The organism is Photobacterium kagoshimensis (assembly GCF_050337045.1).
GTDB lineage: Bacteria > Pseudomonadota > Gammaproteobacteria > Enterobacterales > Vibrionaceae > Photobacterium > Photobacterium kagoshimensis.
In genome coordinates this window covers 31,334-47,585 of the sequence record NZ_JAKJSO010000018.1, presented here as the reverse complement: position 1 = coordinate 47,585, position 16,252 = coordinate 31,334, and the positions used below count along the sequence as shown (strand labels likewise).

At 43.5% G+C, this 16,252-nt stretch carries 15 protein-coding genes; 4 read left to right on the top strand and 11 right to left on the bottom strand.

Going from position 1 to position 16,252, the window contains the following annotated elements; translation table 11 throughout:
• Positions 1-184 precede the first annotated feature (184 nt).
• The 7 genes from purR to L4C35_RS17035 all read right to left on the bottom strand — a co-directional run bounded on the left by purR (position 185) and on the right by L4C35_RS17035 (position 6,132).
• Positions 185-1,189, bottom strand: coding sequence for an HTH-type transcriptional repressor PurR (gene purR, locus L4C35_RS17065; RefSeq protein WP_428464019.1), 1,005 nt, complete (start codon positions 1,187-1,189; stop codon positions 185-187).
• 326 nt (positions 1,190-1,515) lie between these two features.
• Entirely contained in the window at positions 1,516-2,319 is an 804-nt protein-coding gene (locus L4C35_RS17060) for a heme ABC transporter ATP-binding protein (protein WP_428464103.1), read from the bottom strand.
• On the bottom strand, positions 2,319-3,356 hold the full coding sequence (locus tag L4C35_RS17055) for a FecCD family ABC transporter permease (protein WP_428464018.1): 1,038 nt from the start codon (positions 3,354-3,356) through the stop codon (positions 2,319-2,321). Before L4C35_RS17055 ends, L4C35_RS17060 begins: the two co-directional genes overlap by 1 nt.
• A 27-nt stretch (positions 3,357-3,383) precedes the next feature.
• Positions 3,384-4,229, bottom strand: a complete 846-nt coding sequence (locus L4C35_RS17050) for a heme/hemin ABC transporter substrate-binding protein (protein WP_428464017.1) — start codon at positions 4,227-4,229, stop codon at positions 3,384-3,386.
• The gene (locus L4C35_RS17045) at positions 4,226-4,648 is read right to left on the bottom strand and encodes an ExbD/TolR family protein (RefSeq protein ID WP_428464016.1); all 423 of its coding nucleotides are present in this window, start codon (positions 4,646-4,648) and stop codon (positions 4,226-4,228) included. Before L4C35_RS17045 ends, L4C35_RS17050 begins: the two co-directional genes overlap by 4 nt.
• Positions 4,645-5,376, bottom strand: a complete 732-nt coding sequence (locus tag L4C35_RS17040; protein WP_428464015.1) for a MotA/TolQ/ExbB proton channel family protein — start codon at positions 5,374-5,376, stop codon at positions 4,645-4,647. The genes L4C35_RS17045 and L4C35_RS17040 overlap by 4 nt, the downstream gene beginning before the upstream one ends.
• 3 nt (positions 5,377-5,379) lie before the next feature.
• Positions 5,380-6,132 (bottom strand): energy transducer TonB, encoded by a 753-nt coding sequence (locus L4C35_RS17035; RefSeq protein ID WP_428464014.1) that lies wholly within the window; start codon positions 6,130-6,132, stop codon positions 5,380-5,382.
• A gap of 455 nt (positions 6,133-6,587) precedes the next feature.
• On the opposite strand from L4C35_RS17035, the gene hutW reads away from it, so the two are divergent.
• The 3 genes from hutW to hutZ all read left to right on the top strand — a co-directional run bounded on the left by hutW (position 6,588) and on the right by hutZ (position 9,315).
• Positions 6,588-7,967, top strand: coding sequence for a heme anaerobic degradation radical SAM methyltransferase ChuW/HutW (gene hutW, locus L4C35_RS17030; RefSeq protein ID WP_428464013.1), 1,380 nt, complete (start codon positions 6,588-6,590; stop codon positions 7,965-7,967).
• A gap of 145 nt (positions 7,968-8,112) precedes the next feature.
• Positions 8,113-8,631: a heme utilization cystosolic carrier protein HutX gene (hutX, locus tag L4C35_RS17025; RefSeq protein WP_428464012.1), complete on the top strand. Its 519-nt coding sequence runs from the start codon at positions 8,113-8,115 to the stop codon at positions 8,629-8,631.
• Positions 8,632-8,757: 126 nt separating this feature from the next.
• Entirely contained in the window at positions 8,758-9,315 is a 558-nt protein-coding gene (gene hutZ, locus L4C35_RS17020) for a heme utilization protein HutZ (RefSeq protein ID WP_428464011.1), read from the top strand.
• Positions 9,316-9,402: 87 nt separating this feature from the next.
• Here hutZ and L4C35_RS17015 read toward each other — a convergent pair whose 3' ends face one another.
• Positions 9,403-12,630, bottom strand: a complete 3,228-nt coding sequence (locus L4C35_RS17015; protein ID WP_428464010.1) for an efflux RND transporter permease subunit — start codon at positions 12,628-12,630, stop codon at positions 9,403-9,405.
• Positions 12,630-13,778: an efflux RND transporter periplasmic adaptor subunit gene (locus tag L4C35_RS17010; protein ID WP_428464009.1), complete on the bottom strand. Its 1,149-nt coding sequence runs from the start codon at positions 13,776-13,778 to the stop codon at positions 12,630-12,632. The genes L4C35_RS17015 and L4C35_RS17010 overlap by 1 nt, the downstream gene beginning before the upstream one ends.
• Positions 13,779-13,951: 173 nt before the next feature.
• Between L4C35_RS17010 and L4C35_RS17005 the strand changes: the two genes are divergently transcribed.
• Positions 13,952-14,350: a hypothetical protein gene (locus L4C35_RS17005; protein ID WP_428464008.1), complete on the top strand. Its 399-nt coding sequence runs from the start codon at positions 13,952-13,954 to the stop codon at positions 14,348-14,350.
• 152 nt (positions 14,351-14,502) lie between these two features.
• Here L4C35_RS17005 and L4C35_RS17000 read toward each other — a convergent pair whose 3' ends face one another.
• A complete protein-coding gene (locus L4C35_RS17000; RefSeq protein WP_428464007.1) occupies positions 14,503-15,048 on the bottom strand; it encodes a hypothetical protein in 546 nt (181 codons plus the stop codon).
• 421 nt (positions 15,049-15,469) lie between these two features.
• Complete coding sequence (torD, locus tag L4C35_RS16995) at positions 15,470-16,120, bottom strand: molecular chaperone TorD (protein WP_428464006.1); 651 nt, start codon at positions 16,118-16,120, stop codon at positions 15,470-15,472.
• Positions 16,121-16,252: the final 132 nt, after the last annotated feature.

The window sequence follows — 16,252 nt, the reverse complement described above, 5'->3', positions numbered from 1 at the left end:
ATATTCAGGGATTAAATAAATCATTGGGTAAATGAAGCAAACTTATTTCAAATCTAAAAGTAATTTTATTGTTACATATTAAATATTTATGTAAAAAAGGAGGGTTTAGCGTGGCGGGAATGAATAAAAAAAGCCGACGATATGGGGTCGTCGGCTATTCAATGTTTATGCGTAAAGCGAATAGTTAGTTAAGCTTATGAACCGATTTACGTACAACTAATTCAGGTGACATTTCAAAAACACGGTTTTCGTGCTTTTTATCTTTCACGCGTTCCATCAAGATTTCAATCGCTGTTTTACCTAAACGGCGTTTAGGCTGGTGGATTGTCGTTAACGGTGGCGAGAAGAAAGGTGCTAGCTCGATGTTATCGTAACCAATGATAGATATATCTTCAGGAACACGAACGCCATTCTGAACGAAAGTACTGATCATCGCCATGGCCATAATGTCGTTAAAACAGAAAATAGCCGTTGGACGTTCTTTCATCGCAATGAATTGCTCAGCGGCTTTCACGGCCGTTTCACACTCGAAGTCACCTTCGATAATCCAATCTTCATTAACGGTTAGGTTTGCTTCGTCCATCGCTTTTTGGAAGCCTTTTAAGCGCTCACGACAGGTTGATTTTTCATTGTGACCTGATAAACAGCCAATTTTAGTGTGGCCGTTTTCAATAAAGTGCTTGATTGCGATATAGCCACCAATGGCTGCGTTGTCTTGAATTTTATCCGTGTGTGGACTTTCAGGACCCCAATCCATCACAACCATAGGTAGGTCATTTTGACGTTCTAATAGGTCTAATAGACGTTGATCAAGGTCCGAACACATCACCATTAGGCCATCAACGCGTTTTTCGGCGAGCATGCGCAGGTAATCGCGTTGCTTAGATAGGTTACCTTCAGTGTTACACAGGATAAGTGTGTAGCCTTCTTTGTAGCAGTATTCTTCTACGCCATGTACAACCTCAGCAAAAAAGGGGTTGGTTGACTTGGTGACCAACATACCAATTGTGCGGGTAGTGTTACATTTTAGGCTGCGAGCAACAGCGCTTGGTGCATAGTTAAGTTCATCAACGGCTGCTAACACTTTTTTTTGTGTTGCTTCTGCTACGAAGCGTGTTTTATTAATCACGTGCGAGACTGTTGTTGTTGAAACTCCAGCCATACGTGCAACATCTTTAATCGTTGCCATAGTTATTCTTCTAATAATTGCAATAAAGAGGATCTTTTTAAGCTATACATAGCGCCAACTCTTTCATTTCGAGTGCTGTATGTCGCTAGAGACCTTGTATAAACGTTAAAAGCCGCTTCTCAGATGAGCGGCTTTTATGGATTTGGTAGCGTTACATTGTTAATCGCTTGCGTTCACATTTTACTGAGTGTAGCGCACAGTGCAACGTTTCTGTCTATCAAGATGGCAATACTTGATAAACATCAACAATAATAATGTAAATTGCGTAAAATTTGATGCATCAGTATGCATTTATTTGTGCATTGTAAGGATTACATAACGAGCGACTATAGAATAACTGGGTGTTGAAGTGTAGGGTGCTTGGTCATCGTGACAGGCCAGCCATAGATTCGCTCAATATTCTGAGAATCTAATGCATGCCAAGCATCGCCATCAGCCTGTATCTTTCCATTTTTTACAATAACTAAGCGGTCTGCATATTGTGCAGCAAGGTTTAGATCATGCAATACGACGATAACAGCTGCTCCTGCTTTAGCCATATGTTGTGCGAGTTGTAATGTTTTATGTTGATGCGCTAAATCAAGTGCTGATGTTGGTTCATCGAGCATCAAAATAGCATTTTCTTTCGCTTCGCTAAGCTGAGTAAGCACGCGGGCAAAATGAACCCGTTGTTTTTCGCCACCAGACAAAGAAGGGTACAGCCGATTTGAAAGGGCTGTCACTTCGGTTTTTTGCATCATAGTAGCAGCTGTTTTAGTCGCATCAGCACGCGTTAGATCAAGTGGTAATGCACCAAGCTCCGCAACTTCTTGAGCAGTAAACGCAAAGCTTAAACTACTATGCTGGGGCAAAACGGCTAAATACTTGGCAAGATCTTTTGCTGACCATTGATGGTGGGTTTTGCCATGAATCAGAATCTCACCGCCTGCCTCTAACTCGCCGCACAGCACTTTAAGTAGGGTACTTTTCCCTGCACCATTAGGACCAAGTAGTGCAGTGACTTCGCCATGTCGAATTTCTATATCGAACTCATCAAGCAAGATTTTACCGCCTAGCTCTAAATTTAATCCTTTCGCTGTGATTGCGATTTTATCTTGAGATTGAAATTTAGAACATGAAAAGCCTGCCATCATGATAGGCGTCCTTTTTGTTTAATCAGTAATATTATGAAGAAGGGCGCACCCAATAGAGCGGTAATAATTCCCACGGGTAGTTCTGCGGGAGCTGCAATAACACGTGCGATCATGTCGGCGACCAGTAAAATTAAAGCTCCCAATAGTGCTGAAAGTGGCAGCAGTGTTTTATGGTTAGGGCCTGCAAGCATACGGCCTAAGTGTGGAATGATTAGGCCGACAAATCCAATAACACCAGTGAGGGATACGCAGACACCAACGCCAGCCGCGCACAGTAAAATTAAGCTACGTTTGAGGGCTTGTACATTTACACCCATGTGTTTGGCTTCAGCTTCACCCAGCAAAAAAGCATTAAGTGCATTTGCTTGACGGTCAAAGATCCACATTAGAATGCCTAAGGTCGTAAATGCCAACGTAATCCCTGGCCATGTTGCACCCGCTAATGATCCCATGGTCCATAATGATAAGTCACGCAAGGCCTGATCATCGGCAAAATAGTTCATTAGACCTAAAGCCGCGCCTGATAAGGCTCCGATAGCTACACCGGCTAGCAGCATGATGGTCACGGATGTGCCATTTTTGTCTGTGCCAAGTGTATAAACCAGCCAAGTACTTACTGCGCCCCCAAGAAATGCCATGATAGGCACAGTGCCTAATGTTAATAGGATCGGGAAAGATGATGCTAAAGAGCCAAAAAGAACAATAGCCAGTGCAGCACCTAAACTTGCCCCACCTGATACGCCAATAATGCCAGGATCAGCCAGTGGATTTCGAAACAGCCCCTGCATAACGGCGCCACATAAAGCGAGAATGGCACCAATCGCAATACATAATAAGGTACGTGGCAGCCTTATTTGTTGGATCACAATCTGGATATGTGCGGGCAATTCACTTTGCCAAGGCGTAAAGGCTTTTAAGCTTTGACTGAGAGTTATAGCCATAGGGCCAACAATCACGGATGTTGCCACCGCAAGGAAGAGCAAGCTCAACCCAATAGGGAAAACAACTTTTAATGGAAGTCTTTGGATTTGCATAACGGACACGTAACGAATACTCGACGATTAAGGGTAGAAAACACGGTTTAAGCGTTCAGCTTCGCTCAGGCTTTTAAGCCCTAAGCCACCAATTAAAGCGGTGCCATCAATGACAACGACGGCTTTATTGATGCCTGCGGGGGTTGCTGTAAGCAGTGGTAGCTCCTCAAACAAACCATCAGCTTGACCAATTGAGTTATAAGTACGGCTACTTAGCATGATGAGATCGGGTTGCATTTCAAGCATGGATTCAGCCGAAATCGGTTTATAAGACTCCACTTGTTCTGCCGCTGGATTAATGCCGCCAGCAAGGCGAATCACGGTATCCGCGGTGGTATTTCGTCCACCTACGGTTGCAGGGCGGCCTTCATGAATCGATAGGAATAATACTTTTACCGGCTTTTTACTGGCGGTATTTGAACGTTTGTTATTTTTTTCTATATTAGCAACTTGCTGTTTTACCCTTTCTTTTAGCTGATTTGCTTTGGTTTGCTTACCTGTGATTTCACCAATGCTATCTATGCGTTTTAGAAGAGCATTCACTGTTTCGCCTGAATTAAGGATGTTGACCTCTACGCCAGCTTGCTTCATCAGATCTAGGGTGGTTTGGGGTCCCATTTCTTCAGAACCCAGTAACCGTGTTGGGGTTAATGCAATTAAGCTCTCTGCTGAAAGTGCGCGATGGTAGCCAAGGGTTGGCGTGTTTTTACTGACTAAGCTTCGGCTAGTGGCATCGACTGCGACAATGCTTTGCTCTGCACCGATAGCATTTAAAAGCTCAGTAATGGCTGAACCCGCACTGATAATACGCTCATTCGCCAAGCTTGATGTGGCGGTTAAAAGCAAAGTTGTAGCTAAGACTAAGCGTTTCATTGTGCTTCCTCTTCCATTAGTAATTGTGTTGCTTTGATTTCATGTTGTTGCAATAGTGCCAAAAGCTTGAGCATGTGTTCGACTGATGCGCCTTTATCTGCACCAATAACAACGGGTTTTTTAGGGTTAGCTTTTACTTCTTTTAATAAGTTGACGCTAAAGCTTTGCCAGTTATTTGCTTCTTTACCTTGTAGAGCCCAGTAGGGATCTTTTGCCAATAAGTTGATCGTAATGGGATCGGCATGAGTTTCTTGTAACACTTCGGTACTTGTTTGCGGCAATTCCACATCCAGTGATTGCAGTTTCACACTGGCTGTCAGTAATAAAAACACCATCACAATGAAGATGATATCGAGTAAAGGCGTAAGATCAGGTTTGAGTTCGTCACTGTCCCATGAGGTGTTTGATGCTCGGATCATGGTTGCACCTTAGATCCATTCATCACTGCTGCGGTTTGGGTTACAGCAGAGCTTTCGGTGATTGAAGCGCTTTCAGTTGCAGCTGAATCATCTGAGGTATGGAAGTTAATGCCTTCAATCCACAGGTTACAATGATTGAGTGAGTGCTCTAATTTAGAGGTAATGCTGTCAGCCCAAACGCCTAGAAGTTGTGATCCAGTAATAGCGGGTAGGGCAATAATCAAGCCTGCGGCTGTAGTGCGCATGGCAAGGCCGAGCCCGTCGGCAAGATCGTTAGGTGTGACAGAACCTGTAGATGCTGCAATACCCTTAAACATATCAATCAGACCAAGCACTGTGCCTAATAAGCCAAGTAATGGGCTGATAACCCCAATCAGTGCCAGTAAGCGCAGCCCTGAACGCAACTGTTTACGTTTTTGCTGTAGCCAAATACTGGCTGCATCTTCTCGCAATGTTTTGTCGAAATGACGATGGGCAATTAGCATTGCCACACCTTTATAAAGCAGAGGTCTTTTTTGCTTTAAATCGGTTGCGAGTTGATCAAGCTGTGGTTGGTTATGACGGTCTTGTCTAGCCAAGATCGCATTGATTTTAGAATGGCCAACGCCTGTACAGAGTAAGACTTGAATGAAACGCTCCAGCAAAATCATTAAAGTGATAGCTGAGCATAAAAAAAGCGGCCATGCCATTAGGCCAAATTGTTCTTGAAAGCTTGTGATGGTGTTCATGTCTTAATCCAACTTGAAACGAACAGGAATTTGTACACGATGCGCAATAGCTTGCCCATCGACGGTATATGAAGAAAACTGCCAGCGTTTTATGGCTGATAGAGCGGCATCGTCGAGGACATTTGTACCCGATGACTTCACTAATGTTTGTTTAACTTGTTTGCCTGAACTATCAATCCATACTTCAACTAAGACTTGGCCTTGAAGCCCGCGTCTTTTTGCAATTTTCGGGTAGCTAACAGGGCTAGGGCGTGTACTGAAGCTTGGCTTATTTATCAGTTGTGGAGGGCTATTTACCCCTGCAGCCTCTTGTGCTTTTACTTCAGGTTTAGGCTGTGAATCCGCTTTACTAACCATTTCTTCTTTAGGTTTGGTTGTTTTTTCTGCAGGTTTCACCGTGTCCTTTTTTACGACAGATGGTTTTTTCTTGGGTGTTGCCTTTTTAACAATATCTTTTGTCACCGGTTGCTTAACGGCTTGCTCTTCTGTCACTTTGGGCTTTTTGACCAAACGTTTTTGTTCGGTTTTCACTTCTTTTTTCGGTTTGGCTTTTACCGCTTTGGTTGGAGCTGGAACTTCAGCAATTATTTGCGGTTTTGGTGCTTGTTGGGGAACAGACACTAAATTTAATGAAACGCGGGTAGATTCAGTACCCACAGGCATTGCCATAACCATGGTGTTGGGAATCGCTGAGAAGACTAGGCTATGAAAAAGAACAGATGCCGTACCTGCAAGTAAATATCGTTTTGTATTCACGGTTTCATCTACCACGCTGAGAAAGATTGCCCTGCCAAACCAAGTAAATAACAGAATTGTCAAAAGTGGCTTTTAGCAAGATTTGAAATCATTATCCACGAAAGACGAATAATATCAATTATCATTTGCAATATTATTTAACTCTGAATATGATGCTTTCAGAAACACGGCAGACCACAAGGCAATTACTTGCTTATATAAATAAAAACAATGGTATAGCTGCAATTTGATGCTGTTATTAGCAGTAATGAATAAGGCTTATCAATTGGGTGGCTGCACTAAGAAAGTATCGTCAAAACGTGCTCATAAGCATCAATTAAGGTTTTGCTTTTAATCTCGACGAAAGTTAATTCTCGATATTTGATGATGGGCTAGCCGTCGCTAGCATTGTGTTGTTCAGTGATTGCTCTCGCTGATCGTTGCAAAAGAGGCTGGATGTTTGCCAGCAAAAAGCTATGAAACCAATAAAAGAAACTGTCTCCCTAGATGTATCTGAGTTACTGATCCCTGAAGTGACAGGTATCTCAACCCCAGATCCATTACGCTATGCTTTTCAACAAAAAAAATCAGCACATGCGGGAGGTCAATCTACGGTCGTAGATAAAAGTCAGCATCAAAGTGTGTCTCAGCAAGTATTGAGGCAAGTACCTGAACAGCTAGGTAAGCGTTGTTTATATGTTCATATTCCTTTTTGTCGCGTGCGTTGTACTTACTGTAACTTCTTCCAGTATGCGTCTAGTCAGCAACTAATAGATGACTATTTCGCAGCACTGATGGTAGAGCTAAAAGTGAAAGCAGCAATGCCGTGGACGCAGGCGGCACCATTCCATGCTGTTTATATTGGTGGTGGTACGCCAACAGATTTAACCGCCGCACAGATTAAAACCTTGGGTGAGATGATCCGTCGTCATTTTCCATTAACGACAGATTGTGAGCTCACCTTAGAAGGGCGTATCAATCGGTTTAGTGATGAGTTGTTTGATTCTGCATTAGAAGGCGGATTCAACCGATTTTCGTTTGGTGTGCAGAGCTTTAATAGCCAAGTTCGTCGTAAAGCGAAGCGATTAGATGATCGTGAAGATGTGTTAGAACGTATCCAAGCATTAAGTGCATCAGACGCGGCACCTATTGTTATTGACCTGCTATATGGCTTGCCATATCAAGATGTAGACGTATGGCAACAAGACTTGGCTGACTTCTTAGAAAGTGGAGCGCATGGCGTCGATCTTTACCAGCTGATTGAGATGGGGGGAACCCCAATGAAAGGCATGATAGAGCAAGGCAAACTTCCACATCCTGCGGAAACAGCTACGAAAGCCACCATGTTTGAACAAGGCTGTGCGTTTATGGATAAACACCATTTACGTCGCCTCAGTGTTAACCATTGGGCACGGGATAACCGTGAGCGTAGCGTTTATAACAGCTTGGCAAAAACCTCGGCTGAAGTCCTACCGTTAGGGGCGGGTGCTGGTGGTAATGTTGGCGGCTATGGGTTTATGCAGCACCGCACTCTTGACGCGTACATTGGAGCAATTAAAGCTGGTGAAACACCCGTTGCGATGATGACTCAAACACCAGCCAATGCTGTTATCAATTCGATCATCAAGGCTAGCTTTGATCGTGGTGTACTTTCCCGAACGCAGTTACAAAGCGCGGCGCAATACGATGTATTTGAAGCTTGTTTACCCTTATTTACAGCATGGCAAACAAATGGATTAGTTATTCTTGAAGATGACTATCTATCGTTAACGCTGGCAGGGCAGTTTTGGGCGGTCACATTAGCTCAAGGTATGATGAAAATTGCTCAACAAACGACTTATCAGCAAGCCGCATAGTTTTATGGAGGCTTGTTCGAACAGTTCTGACTTGCTTTAGATCAGAATCAAACACGACAAGCTGTAATAACAACCTGTAATGGCAAGAGCTAAGTACGGTTTGTCCTTGGTCGATGAATTCAACAAATATAATAGAGAGAACGCTGTGTACGCATCTTCAACATTTGAAAACGTGAAGTCTCAAGTTAGTGAAATTCTAAACGCGGATCCAAAATTACATGCAGGTGCGATTGCTCAGCAATTGAACCTTACTGAAGGCGAAGTGGTTTTTGCCTTCCCTGAGGAATTGGTTGTACGCCTTGCAGGTGAAAATGCTAAAGCGATTTTAGAAGAGTTACCATCGTGGGGCCCAGTAACGAGCATTGTCCATTCCATGGGATCTATTTTTGAAGTAAAAGCCCCTTTCCCTAAAGGTAAAGAAGCGCGTGGTTACTATAACTTAATGGGTAAAGAAGGCGAAATGCATGGTCACCTTCGCTTAGATTTAGTGACCAATATTGCATTGGTTAACAAAGAATTTATGGGGCAAGAAAGTTACTTCATTGGATTCTTTGCTGAGCAAGGCGAATGTGTATTCAAAGTGTATTTAGGCCGAGATAAAAAGCGTCAGCTGTTCCCTGAGCAGATTGAGAAATTTGAACAATTAAAACAAAAGTACGTCTAAAACCAGAGCACGAATAAAGACTAAGATAATCAATCCGACAGCACCTTCCAATAAGAACGAAAGTCAGCCGTTCTGTTAGCTCATAAGGGAGCTGTTAGGAAATATAATAATGATTAGGAGAATAGGATGAATCAGGTAAAACAAGCGCGTTTACAAAATCGTTTAGGCCCAGAAATTAAAGCATTTCGCGAGGCGTGCCAAACAGTACAACTTGCTACGGTAGATGCGAACGGCAAACCAAATGTTAGCTATGCGCCATTTGCACTCTTGGACGATGGTTATTACGTATTGATTAGCCAAATTGCGCGCCACGCACGTAACTTACTTGAAAATCCACAAGTGTCGTTAATGATGATTGAAGATGAAGCGACGTCTAAAACATTATACGCACGTAAGCGTTTAACGTTCGAAGCGGATGTCTCTGTTGTTGAGCGTCAAAGCGAGGTTTGGCTCGAAGCGGTATCGAGTTTGAAGGCGCGATTTGGCGACATTGTTGATGGTTTAAGCGGTTTGGAAGATTTTACTATGTTCCGCCTTGCACCGACGCAAGGCTTATTTGTGAAAGGTTTTGGTCAAGCGTTCCAAGTTTCAAGTGATGATTTGGTTGATTTTGTTCACCTGACAGAAGGTCACCGTCGTATTAAAGATGGCAGTGAAGTGGAAACACCGACCGAAGCGTTATAAAGCTCAGCCTCTCATCCTAAAAGACAAGATCTTATAAAGAGAAGCCAGCATATTGAATGCTGGCTTTTTTCATGAACGAAATCATTTTTACGTTAGCTCTGTATCGAGTTGTTTCCGAGGTGGACTTTCCAATCCGTTTATTTGGTTAATCATACTGCTGGTGGCATGATTTTGGTGTACGGGAACGCTGTTATTGTATGGGTAAGAGGTGTCTGTACGATGCGAAGAGGAAGGTTTATTTTTCTCTCGACCCAGCATCAATAGACAAGGTGTAAGGATAAGCGTTAATAACGTTGCAAAGGCTAAGCCGCCCGCAATAGCGGTTGCTAACTGAGACCACCATTGAGTGCTCGGGGCACCAAATTCGACTTTACGGTTTATTAGGTCGATATTCATTTCGAGCACCATAGGCATCAAGCCAAGGATCGTCGTTATTGTTGTCAGTAATACTGGCCGTAAACGTTGCGCGCCAGTGTGCATGATAGCGTTAACTTTATCGTATCCTTTCTTACGCAGTTGGTTGTAAGTATCGATCAGTACAATATTGTTATTTACCACAATACCTGCCAGCGCAATCACGCCAATACCAGACATGATAATGCCAAATGGACGTTGGAAGATCAGTAAGCCAAGGAATACACCAGCAGTCGAGAACAACACCGCACTTAAAATTAATAAGGCTTGGTAAAAGCTGTTAAATTGAGTGACTAAGATTAACCCCATAACAGCAAGTGCGACCAAGAAAGCCGACTGTAAGAACTTAGAGGAGTTATCTTGTTCTTCATTTTGTCCGCGAAGTGCAACTTGCACACTTTTTCCTAGCGGTAACCCAGCTAATGCGGCTTCAACTTTGGGGAGTTCAAGGCTGAGGTTATAGCCTGTTGCCATATCCGCTTTGACTTCCAGTACGCGCTTGCCGCCTATGTGATGGATGCTGTTTTGTTTGGGAGAGGGTTTCACTTTTGCAAAGTTAGTCATTGGGATCAAGCCATACTGGGTTTTGACTCTCAGTTCATCAAAACGGCCAATGTCTCGCTCGGTTTTAGGATAGCGAACCAAAATATCGACTTCGTCATCGGTATCATCGGGCAGGTATTCCCCTATTTTTAAGCCGTTTGTCACGAACTGAACGGTATTACCAACCAGTGTTGCATCTGCGCCAAAACGGGCTGCATCATCGCGGTTGATTTTGATTTCCCAATCAATCCCTGGTTTGTTACCTGTATCGGAAATATTGGTAAATGCAGGTTGAGATTCTAACCATTGACGGACGGCAGTAACGGCTGGCGTCATTTCCTCGTTATCACGGGCAGTAATTTCGATGATCAGATCGTGTTCGTTAGGTGGACCCGCTTCAGGGAATTTAAATTCTAATTCGACTCCTGCCAGATCCTTGGTTTTATTGCGTAGGTTGGCAATGATCTCGGTGATCGGTGGCCGATATTGCCAATCAAGTGGATTAAATTGAATGCGGCCAATTTCGTCATCACCGCCTGTTTTAGTGTAAATGCTGCTGATGCCTTCCGTATTCATGACTCTAGCTTCAATGGTTTTCATCAGTGCATCTTTCTCATAGATCGAAAGATCGCCATGTGATCGTGCTTTCAAGCTGAAGTGGGGTGGGTCAACCTCTGGGAAGAATACCGCGCCTAAACCGGCCACACTGTAGCTATAGCCAATAACACCCGCTAGCACAAATGCAGACAGGAGTATTTTAAGAGGGTGCTTAATGGCAATAGCAAGGCTGTTTAAATACAGCTTGGTGAGGCCAACGGCTTGCGAAAAATCGCCATTTTCAACCGCAATTTTACGTTGCTGGACCGCCTTACTCGTGTATTGAGGGCGACCAATTACACTGCCAAGTACTGGTACAAAAATTAACGCCATGACGAGTGATGCCGTTAATGTCGCAATTAACGTCAGTGGCAGATAACGCATGAACTCGCCGGTGGTATCTGGCCAAAACAGTAGTGGACCGAAGGCGGCTAACGTTGTGGCGGTTGATGCCGTGATCGGCCACGCCATACGCCTTGCCGCTTCGCGATAAGCTTGTTTACGTGGGATGTTTTCTTGCATCCGCCGTTCAGCATACTCTGTTACCACGATAGCGCCATCAACCAGCATGCCAACAGCCATGATTAATGAGAACAATACGATGATATTGACGGTTAATCCGCTGATAGCAAGAACCAATAGACCAGTAAGAAATGAACCTGGAATTGAAATACCGACAAGCAGGGCTGTACGCGAACCGAGTATGGCGATAATAACTACTACAACTAAGATAATCGCAGATAAGATATTGTTTTGAAGATCGTTCAGCATCATCTGAACATCTTTAGAGCCATCGAGGGTGTATTCCACCAATAAATTATCAGGCCACTCGGGTAATTTTTGCGCTTCGGCAACAACCGCTTTAACCACTTCAACGGTTTCTATAATGTTTTCACCCGCGCGTTTTTTTATATCTAAAACAATGGCAGGTTGACCATTGAGCCGAGCAAAACTGCTGGCATCTCGAAAGGCACGGCGGACAGTTGCTATATCACCAAAGGTGACGACTTTGCTGCCATCGACTTTGATCGGTAATTCGAGAATGTCTTTGAGTGAATCAAAGACCGATGGTACTTTGACTGAGAATCGACCATAGCCGCTATCAATAAAACCTGCAGCTACCACGCGGTTATTGCGAGAGACTAGGTTAAAGACATCGTTTTGATCCAAGCCGTAGCTTTCCATTAATAAAGGTTCAACGAGGATCTCGACCACGTCTTCACGATCACCGGCGATCTCTACTTCTAATACTTGGCGGTAGCTTTCGAGTTTATCTTGGAGTTGACGGGCTATTTGAATGGTGGTGCGTTCAGGCACTGTACCGTATAACACCATAGAGAGTACGGGCTCTTCACCTGCAAGCGTTATTTCATTAACGGTTGGTTCATCGCTGTCATCGGGTAGTTTCACTTTGGCAATATCAACTGCTTCACGCACATCCGTGAGCGCACCTTCTAAATCAGAACCCGCATTAAATTCGAGTACGACCGATGCGTGGCCTTCGGAGGCTGTGGCTGTCATCTCTTTTACACCTTCGATAGATTGCAGTTCTTTCTCTAACGGGCGTACCAGTAAGCGCTCAGAATCTTCAGGGCTTATCCCTTGGTGTGAAACAGACACATAGATAATAGGAATCGTAATATCTGGGTTTGATTCTTTGGGAATAGCGCGATACATCGCCGCCCCTGCAAGCAGAATCAGTATTAATAATGTTATTACGGTGCGTGATCGACTAAGCGCAGCTTCTATTATTCCAAACATTATTCACCACCTGCCTGCTTAGCTTGATTTATGGTGGTTGGAACTCCCTGATCAGGAGCTGCGTCAATAGGAATCACGGTATCACCATTGCGAACAAAGCCTTGTCCAACGGTGATGACATTCACTTGTTCACCTAAGCCACCAAGCCAGACGCCGTCAGGTTCGACTTTAACTATTGCAATGGGCGCGAAAGCGACTTTGTTGTCTGCAACTAATGTTTTGATCCCTAGGTTGCCTATTTCATCCAATGCCAACATGGATGGCGTGACTTTGATTGCCGATTGGCTATCAAGGATTAAATCGACTTCAGCACTAATACCCGCAGCAAGGCTAGAGTTCGGGTTAGCGACCTCTAATTCAATAGGGAAAGTATTGGTAGTCTCTGCGGCGATACTGGCTTTATAGCGCAGTTTCGCATCGAGCGTTAATCCAGTAGATAAAGTGATAATCGCCTGCTGACCATGGTGGATACTTTGGATATGACGCTCACTCACATCTGCGATGATCACGAGTGGGTTTAAGTCAACAACATTAGCAATAGGGTCACCAATACCGAGATAATCACCTTGCTCGACATGTAAAATGTTAACGATGCCATCAAAAGGCGCCGTCACAGTGGTATTGCTGAGTGCGAGTTCTAGATTTTTAACGGTAGCTTTGGCTTCTACTAAGCCTGCCTGTGCTCTGCTCAGTGCGACCTCACCTTGTAGGCCACGTTCACGCAATGATTTAGCAGCGTTGAATTCTTTACTCCGAACAGACAATAAGGCGAGGGCGCGCTGAAGTTGTAGCTCTCGGTCGGCTTTATTGAGTTGGACTAAAGCTTGCCCTTTTTTGACAAACTGACCTTTGCGAATCAGAAGTTGTTCGACATTCCCCGAAACTTCAGCGCCGAGTGTCGCCTTTCTGTCTGGTGCTGTTCGTCCATATAAAGAGACCGTACGAGTAACGGGCTGTGCTGTAACCTTGCTAACAACAACTTTGGCAAGTGGTGCCGTCTGTTGGCTATTACTATGTGATAATGCATTAGCTGGTGGTTCATTCTGAGTCGTTATTATGCCACTGATTAACCACACACCTATTATGACTAAAATCAGAATAGAGATTATCCACGGATTACGTGCAAGGTATTGTTTTGTTGAAGCCATTCGTCACTATCCTTGTGATCTAGAAAGGGTATCTACACCTTCATCGTAACAGGTAACGGTAAATGTGTCTGTGCTTGAATTAAATCCTTGGGATATAGCTTATAAATTCTTGAAATCCACAAAAAAAGTGTGATAATTATGGGATTCATTGCTGCTCAATTTGGACTAATAGCATGACAACAGATACGAAAAGACAAGGCGTTTGGTTTGCTTATATTGCAACTTTTCTAACGCCATTTACCCTTATGATTTCGGGTATTATCGCCATTATTTATTCTGCATATCAGATGAATAAAGGTACAGATGATGTTACCTATAGTCACTACTACACTATCATCAAAACATTCTTCTTATTCTTTACATTCTTTGTAGTATTAGGTGTGACTGCAGCTACAACCAGCGGCATGGTTGCAGGCGCGGAATATTGGGTACATAGCGATATTTTAGACATGATTCGTCATGCCATTCCTTACATTGGTGCGGGTATTTCATTGGCCGCTATCTGTTTCTGGTTTATTAAAATCAGTAAAGGTATGCAGCGCTTAAAAGCAAACCAAGCGGTAGAGATTTAATTTATCTGTCGTAATTGTGTCTAATCAGCCTGATGACTAGACAATAAAGCCCACATCGATTTTTCCTCGGTGTGGGCTTTTTTTGTATTTTCAGCTAGCGCGAACAGTTACTTCGTTAGGTTGACATAACAAATACGCGAAAGGGGAATGCCTTACTGCATTTGTTTGATGAGTTGGTCTAAGCTACCAAATAACGCTTTAGTTTTTGGGTCGTGTTTGGTCATGGCGGTGTACGTTGCTTTGCGTAGGTCTTCTTCCTGATCCATTAATGCTGCATCGCTCATAATCGTTTCGCGTTGCTTAGCTAAGACAGTTTTGGCATGGTTAAACTCTTTTATTAGCTTTGCTTGCTGTTCTTGTGTGGTTTCAGCTGAGCGTAATTCATCTTGAATCTCTTTCGCTTTCGCCATAAAACTGTCTGGGTCATATCCCACTTTTTCTGCTTTGGCTTCGAATGCTTTTTCAAAGTCTAGTTGTTGCTGGCGCAAGTCAGGGTTAGCTTGCAGAGTTTCTTGCTTAATGGCGGCTAATTCTTGTTGGATAACCCCCACTTTATTCGCTATGCGTTGTTGCTCGCTATAGGAATCTGCTGCGACTGGACTTGCGGTTGCGTGTAAGCTTATAGCTGATGCGGCGATAAGCAATGCAGCGCTGATTGATTTTACGAAACGAGCAGTAAAGGTACGAGAGTCAGTCATTGTATTACCTATTATTGTTGTTTGAATAAGTTTACAGCCAGAACGCAATTATTAACGGTGAGTTATCTCTCATTTATAATATGGAGCGTCCTTTGCTTTCGCTTTGAATAATGGTGTTTAGGTAAAATGACGGATTCTGCTGTTACGTTTGTCAGTGTTCTGTAAGTTTGACTGACTGCTAACTGAACGGTAATGAAAGGCAGATCGTGAAGCGAGGAAGAGTTAATTGCTAAGCGTATTAAGGTGTGAGGTTTTAAATTTGAGGCTTAAGGCAAAAAAGCTGGCAATCCAATTGCCAGCAAAGGAGATAGTGTCGCGACGTAGCCTTGATAATTAGCATCAGCGATTACTACGATCAGTGATCCAACTATCAGTGATTGGTGAAATCACTTAGTTAGTCGCGAGGACTTATTATTCGAGGTTATTCTTCGCCTTGCAGAAATGCCACATCTAGCTGGCAAAACGCAAGTAGCAGGTTAACCGCTGCGGCATAGAAGCCAAATTTGTCACGAGTGTTACACTCTTTTGCAAATTGCGGTAACCAAGTCATTAGGTGTTCGTTCATGAAGCTAAGCTGAGCTTGCATTGCTTCTTCACGTTTTTCTTCATCATCTTGCTGGTTTGCAAGAATGATTAAGTTGCCAAGAAAATCTAATTCAATCGCAATATGATCAGCTGGTTCATTGAACTCTTTACGCTGTGCAATCTCGTATTGGCTAAATAGCGCATTCATTTCTTGTGCTGGCTTATCGTTCAAAAGACCAGATTCACCAATGTACATAGACGCATAAGGTAGCGCGCCAGATTTTGGTGTGCTTAGGAATAAGCCACAGAAATCAGCGGCAAGCTCTAGTTGGGCACCTTCACGGCCTTGTACGCGTGTAATCGCTTCACGGAAGGCTTCAACAGGTGCTTTGAGTTCTTCTGTCATACCTAGACCAGACAAGAAGGTGTACATCTCGCCACCGTAGTATTGATCTAGATCTTCGTTCGTTAATTCGCGTGCCAGTAGTGAAGACATCCACCAGTAAATTTCAGCACGTTGTTCGTTGAAGGCAATCAGTTCTTGCATGGTTACTCCAAGACGGTTTTAAACAAGCTCATTAGGGTAGGGCTTATTTAGGAAAACATATTCACATACAGTGTGTATCACTAAGGCTTCAGATAACACTTTGTATGTGAATAGGTTTTAGCTAGAAAAATA

Bases quoted from the DNA above. Each gene is read 5' to 3' on its own strand.
- torD (WP_428464006.1), bottom strand. From the start codon at position 16,120: ATGCAAGAACTGATTGCCTTCAACGAACAACGTGCTGAAATTTACTGG.
- L4C35_RS17005 (WP_428464008.1), top strand. From the start codon at position 13,952: ATGACAACAGATACGAAAAGACAAGGCGTTTGGTTTGCTTATATTGCA.
- L4C35_RS17060 (WP_428464103.1), bottom strand. From the start codon at position 2,319: ATGGCAGGCTTTTCATGTTCTAAATTTCAATCTCAAGATAAAATCGCA.
- L4C35_RS17045 (WP_428464016.1), bottom strand. From the start codon at position 4,648: ATGATCCGAGCATCAAACACCTCATGGGACAGTGACGAACTCAAACCT.
- L4C35_RS17000 (WP_428464007.1), bottom strand. From the start codon at position 15,048: ATGACTGACTCTCGTACCTTTACTGCTCGTTTCGTAAAATCAATCAGC.
- L4C35_RS17055 (WP_428464018.1), bottom strand. From the start codon at position 3,356: ATGCAAATCCAAAGACTTCCATTAAAAGTTGTTTTCCCTATTGGGTTG.
- L4C35_RS17010 (WP_428464009.1), bottom strand. From the start codon at position 13,778: ATGGCTTCAACAAAACAATACCTTGCACGTAATCCGTGGATAATCTCT.
- L4C35_RS17050 (WP_428464017.1), bottom strand. From the start codon at position 4,229: ATGAAACGCTTAGTCTTAGCTACAACTTTGCTTTTAACCGCCACATCA.
- hutZ (WP_428464011.1), top strand. From the start codon at position 8,758: ATGAATCAGGTAAAACAAGCGCGTTTACAAAATCGTTTAGGCCCAGAA.
- L4C35_RS17015 (WP_428464010.1), bottom strand. From the start codon at position 12,630: ATGTTTGGAATAATAGAAGCTGCGCTTAGTCGATCACGCACCGTAATA.
- L4C35_RS17040 (WP_428464015.1), bottom strand. From the start codon at position 5,376: ATGAACACCATCACAAGCTTTCAAGAACAATTTGGCCTAATGGCATGG.
- hutW (WP_428464013.1), top strand. From the start codon at position 6,588: ATGAAACCAATAAAAGAAACTGTCTCCCTAGATGTATCTGAGTTACTG.
- purR (WP_428464019.1), bottom strand. From the start codon at position 1,189: ATGGCAACGATTAAAGATGTTGCACGTATGGCTGGAGTTTCAACAACA.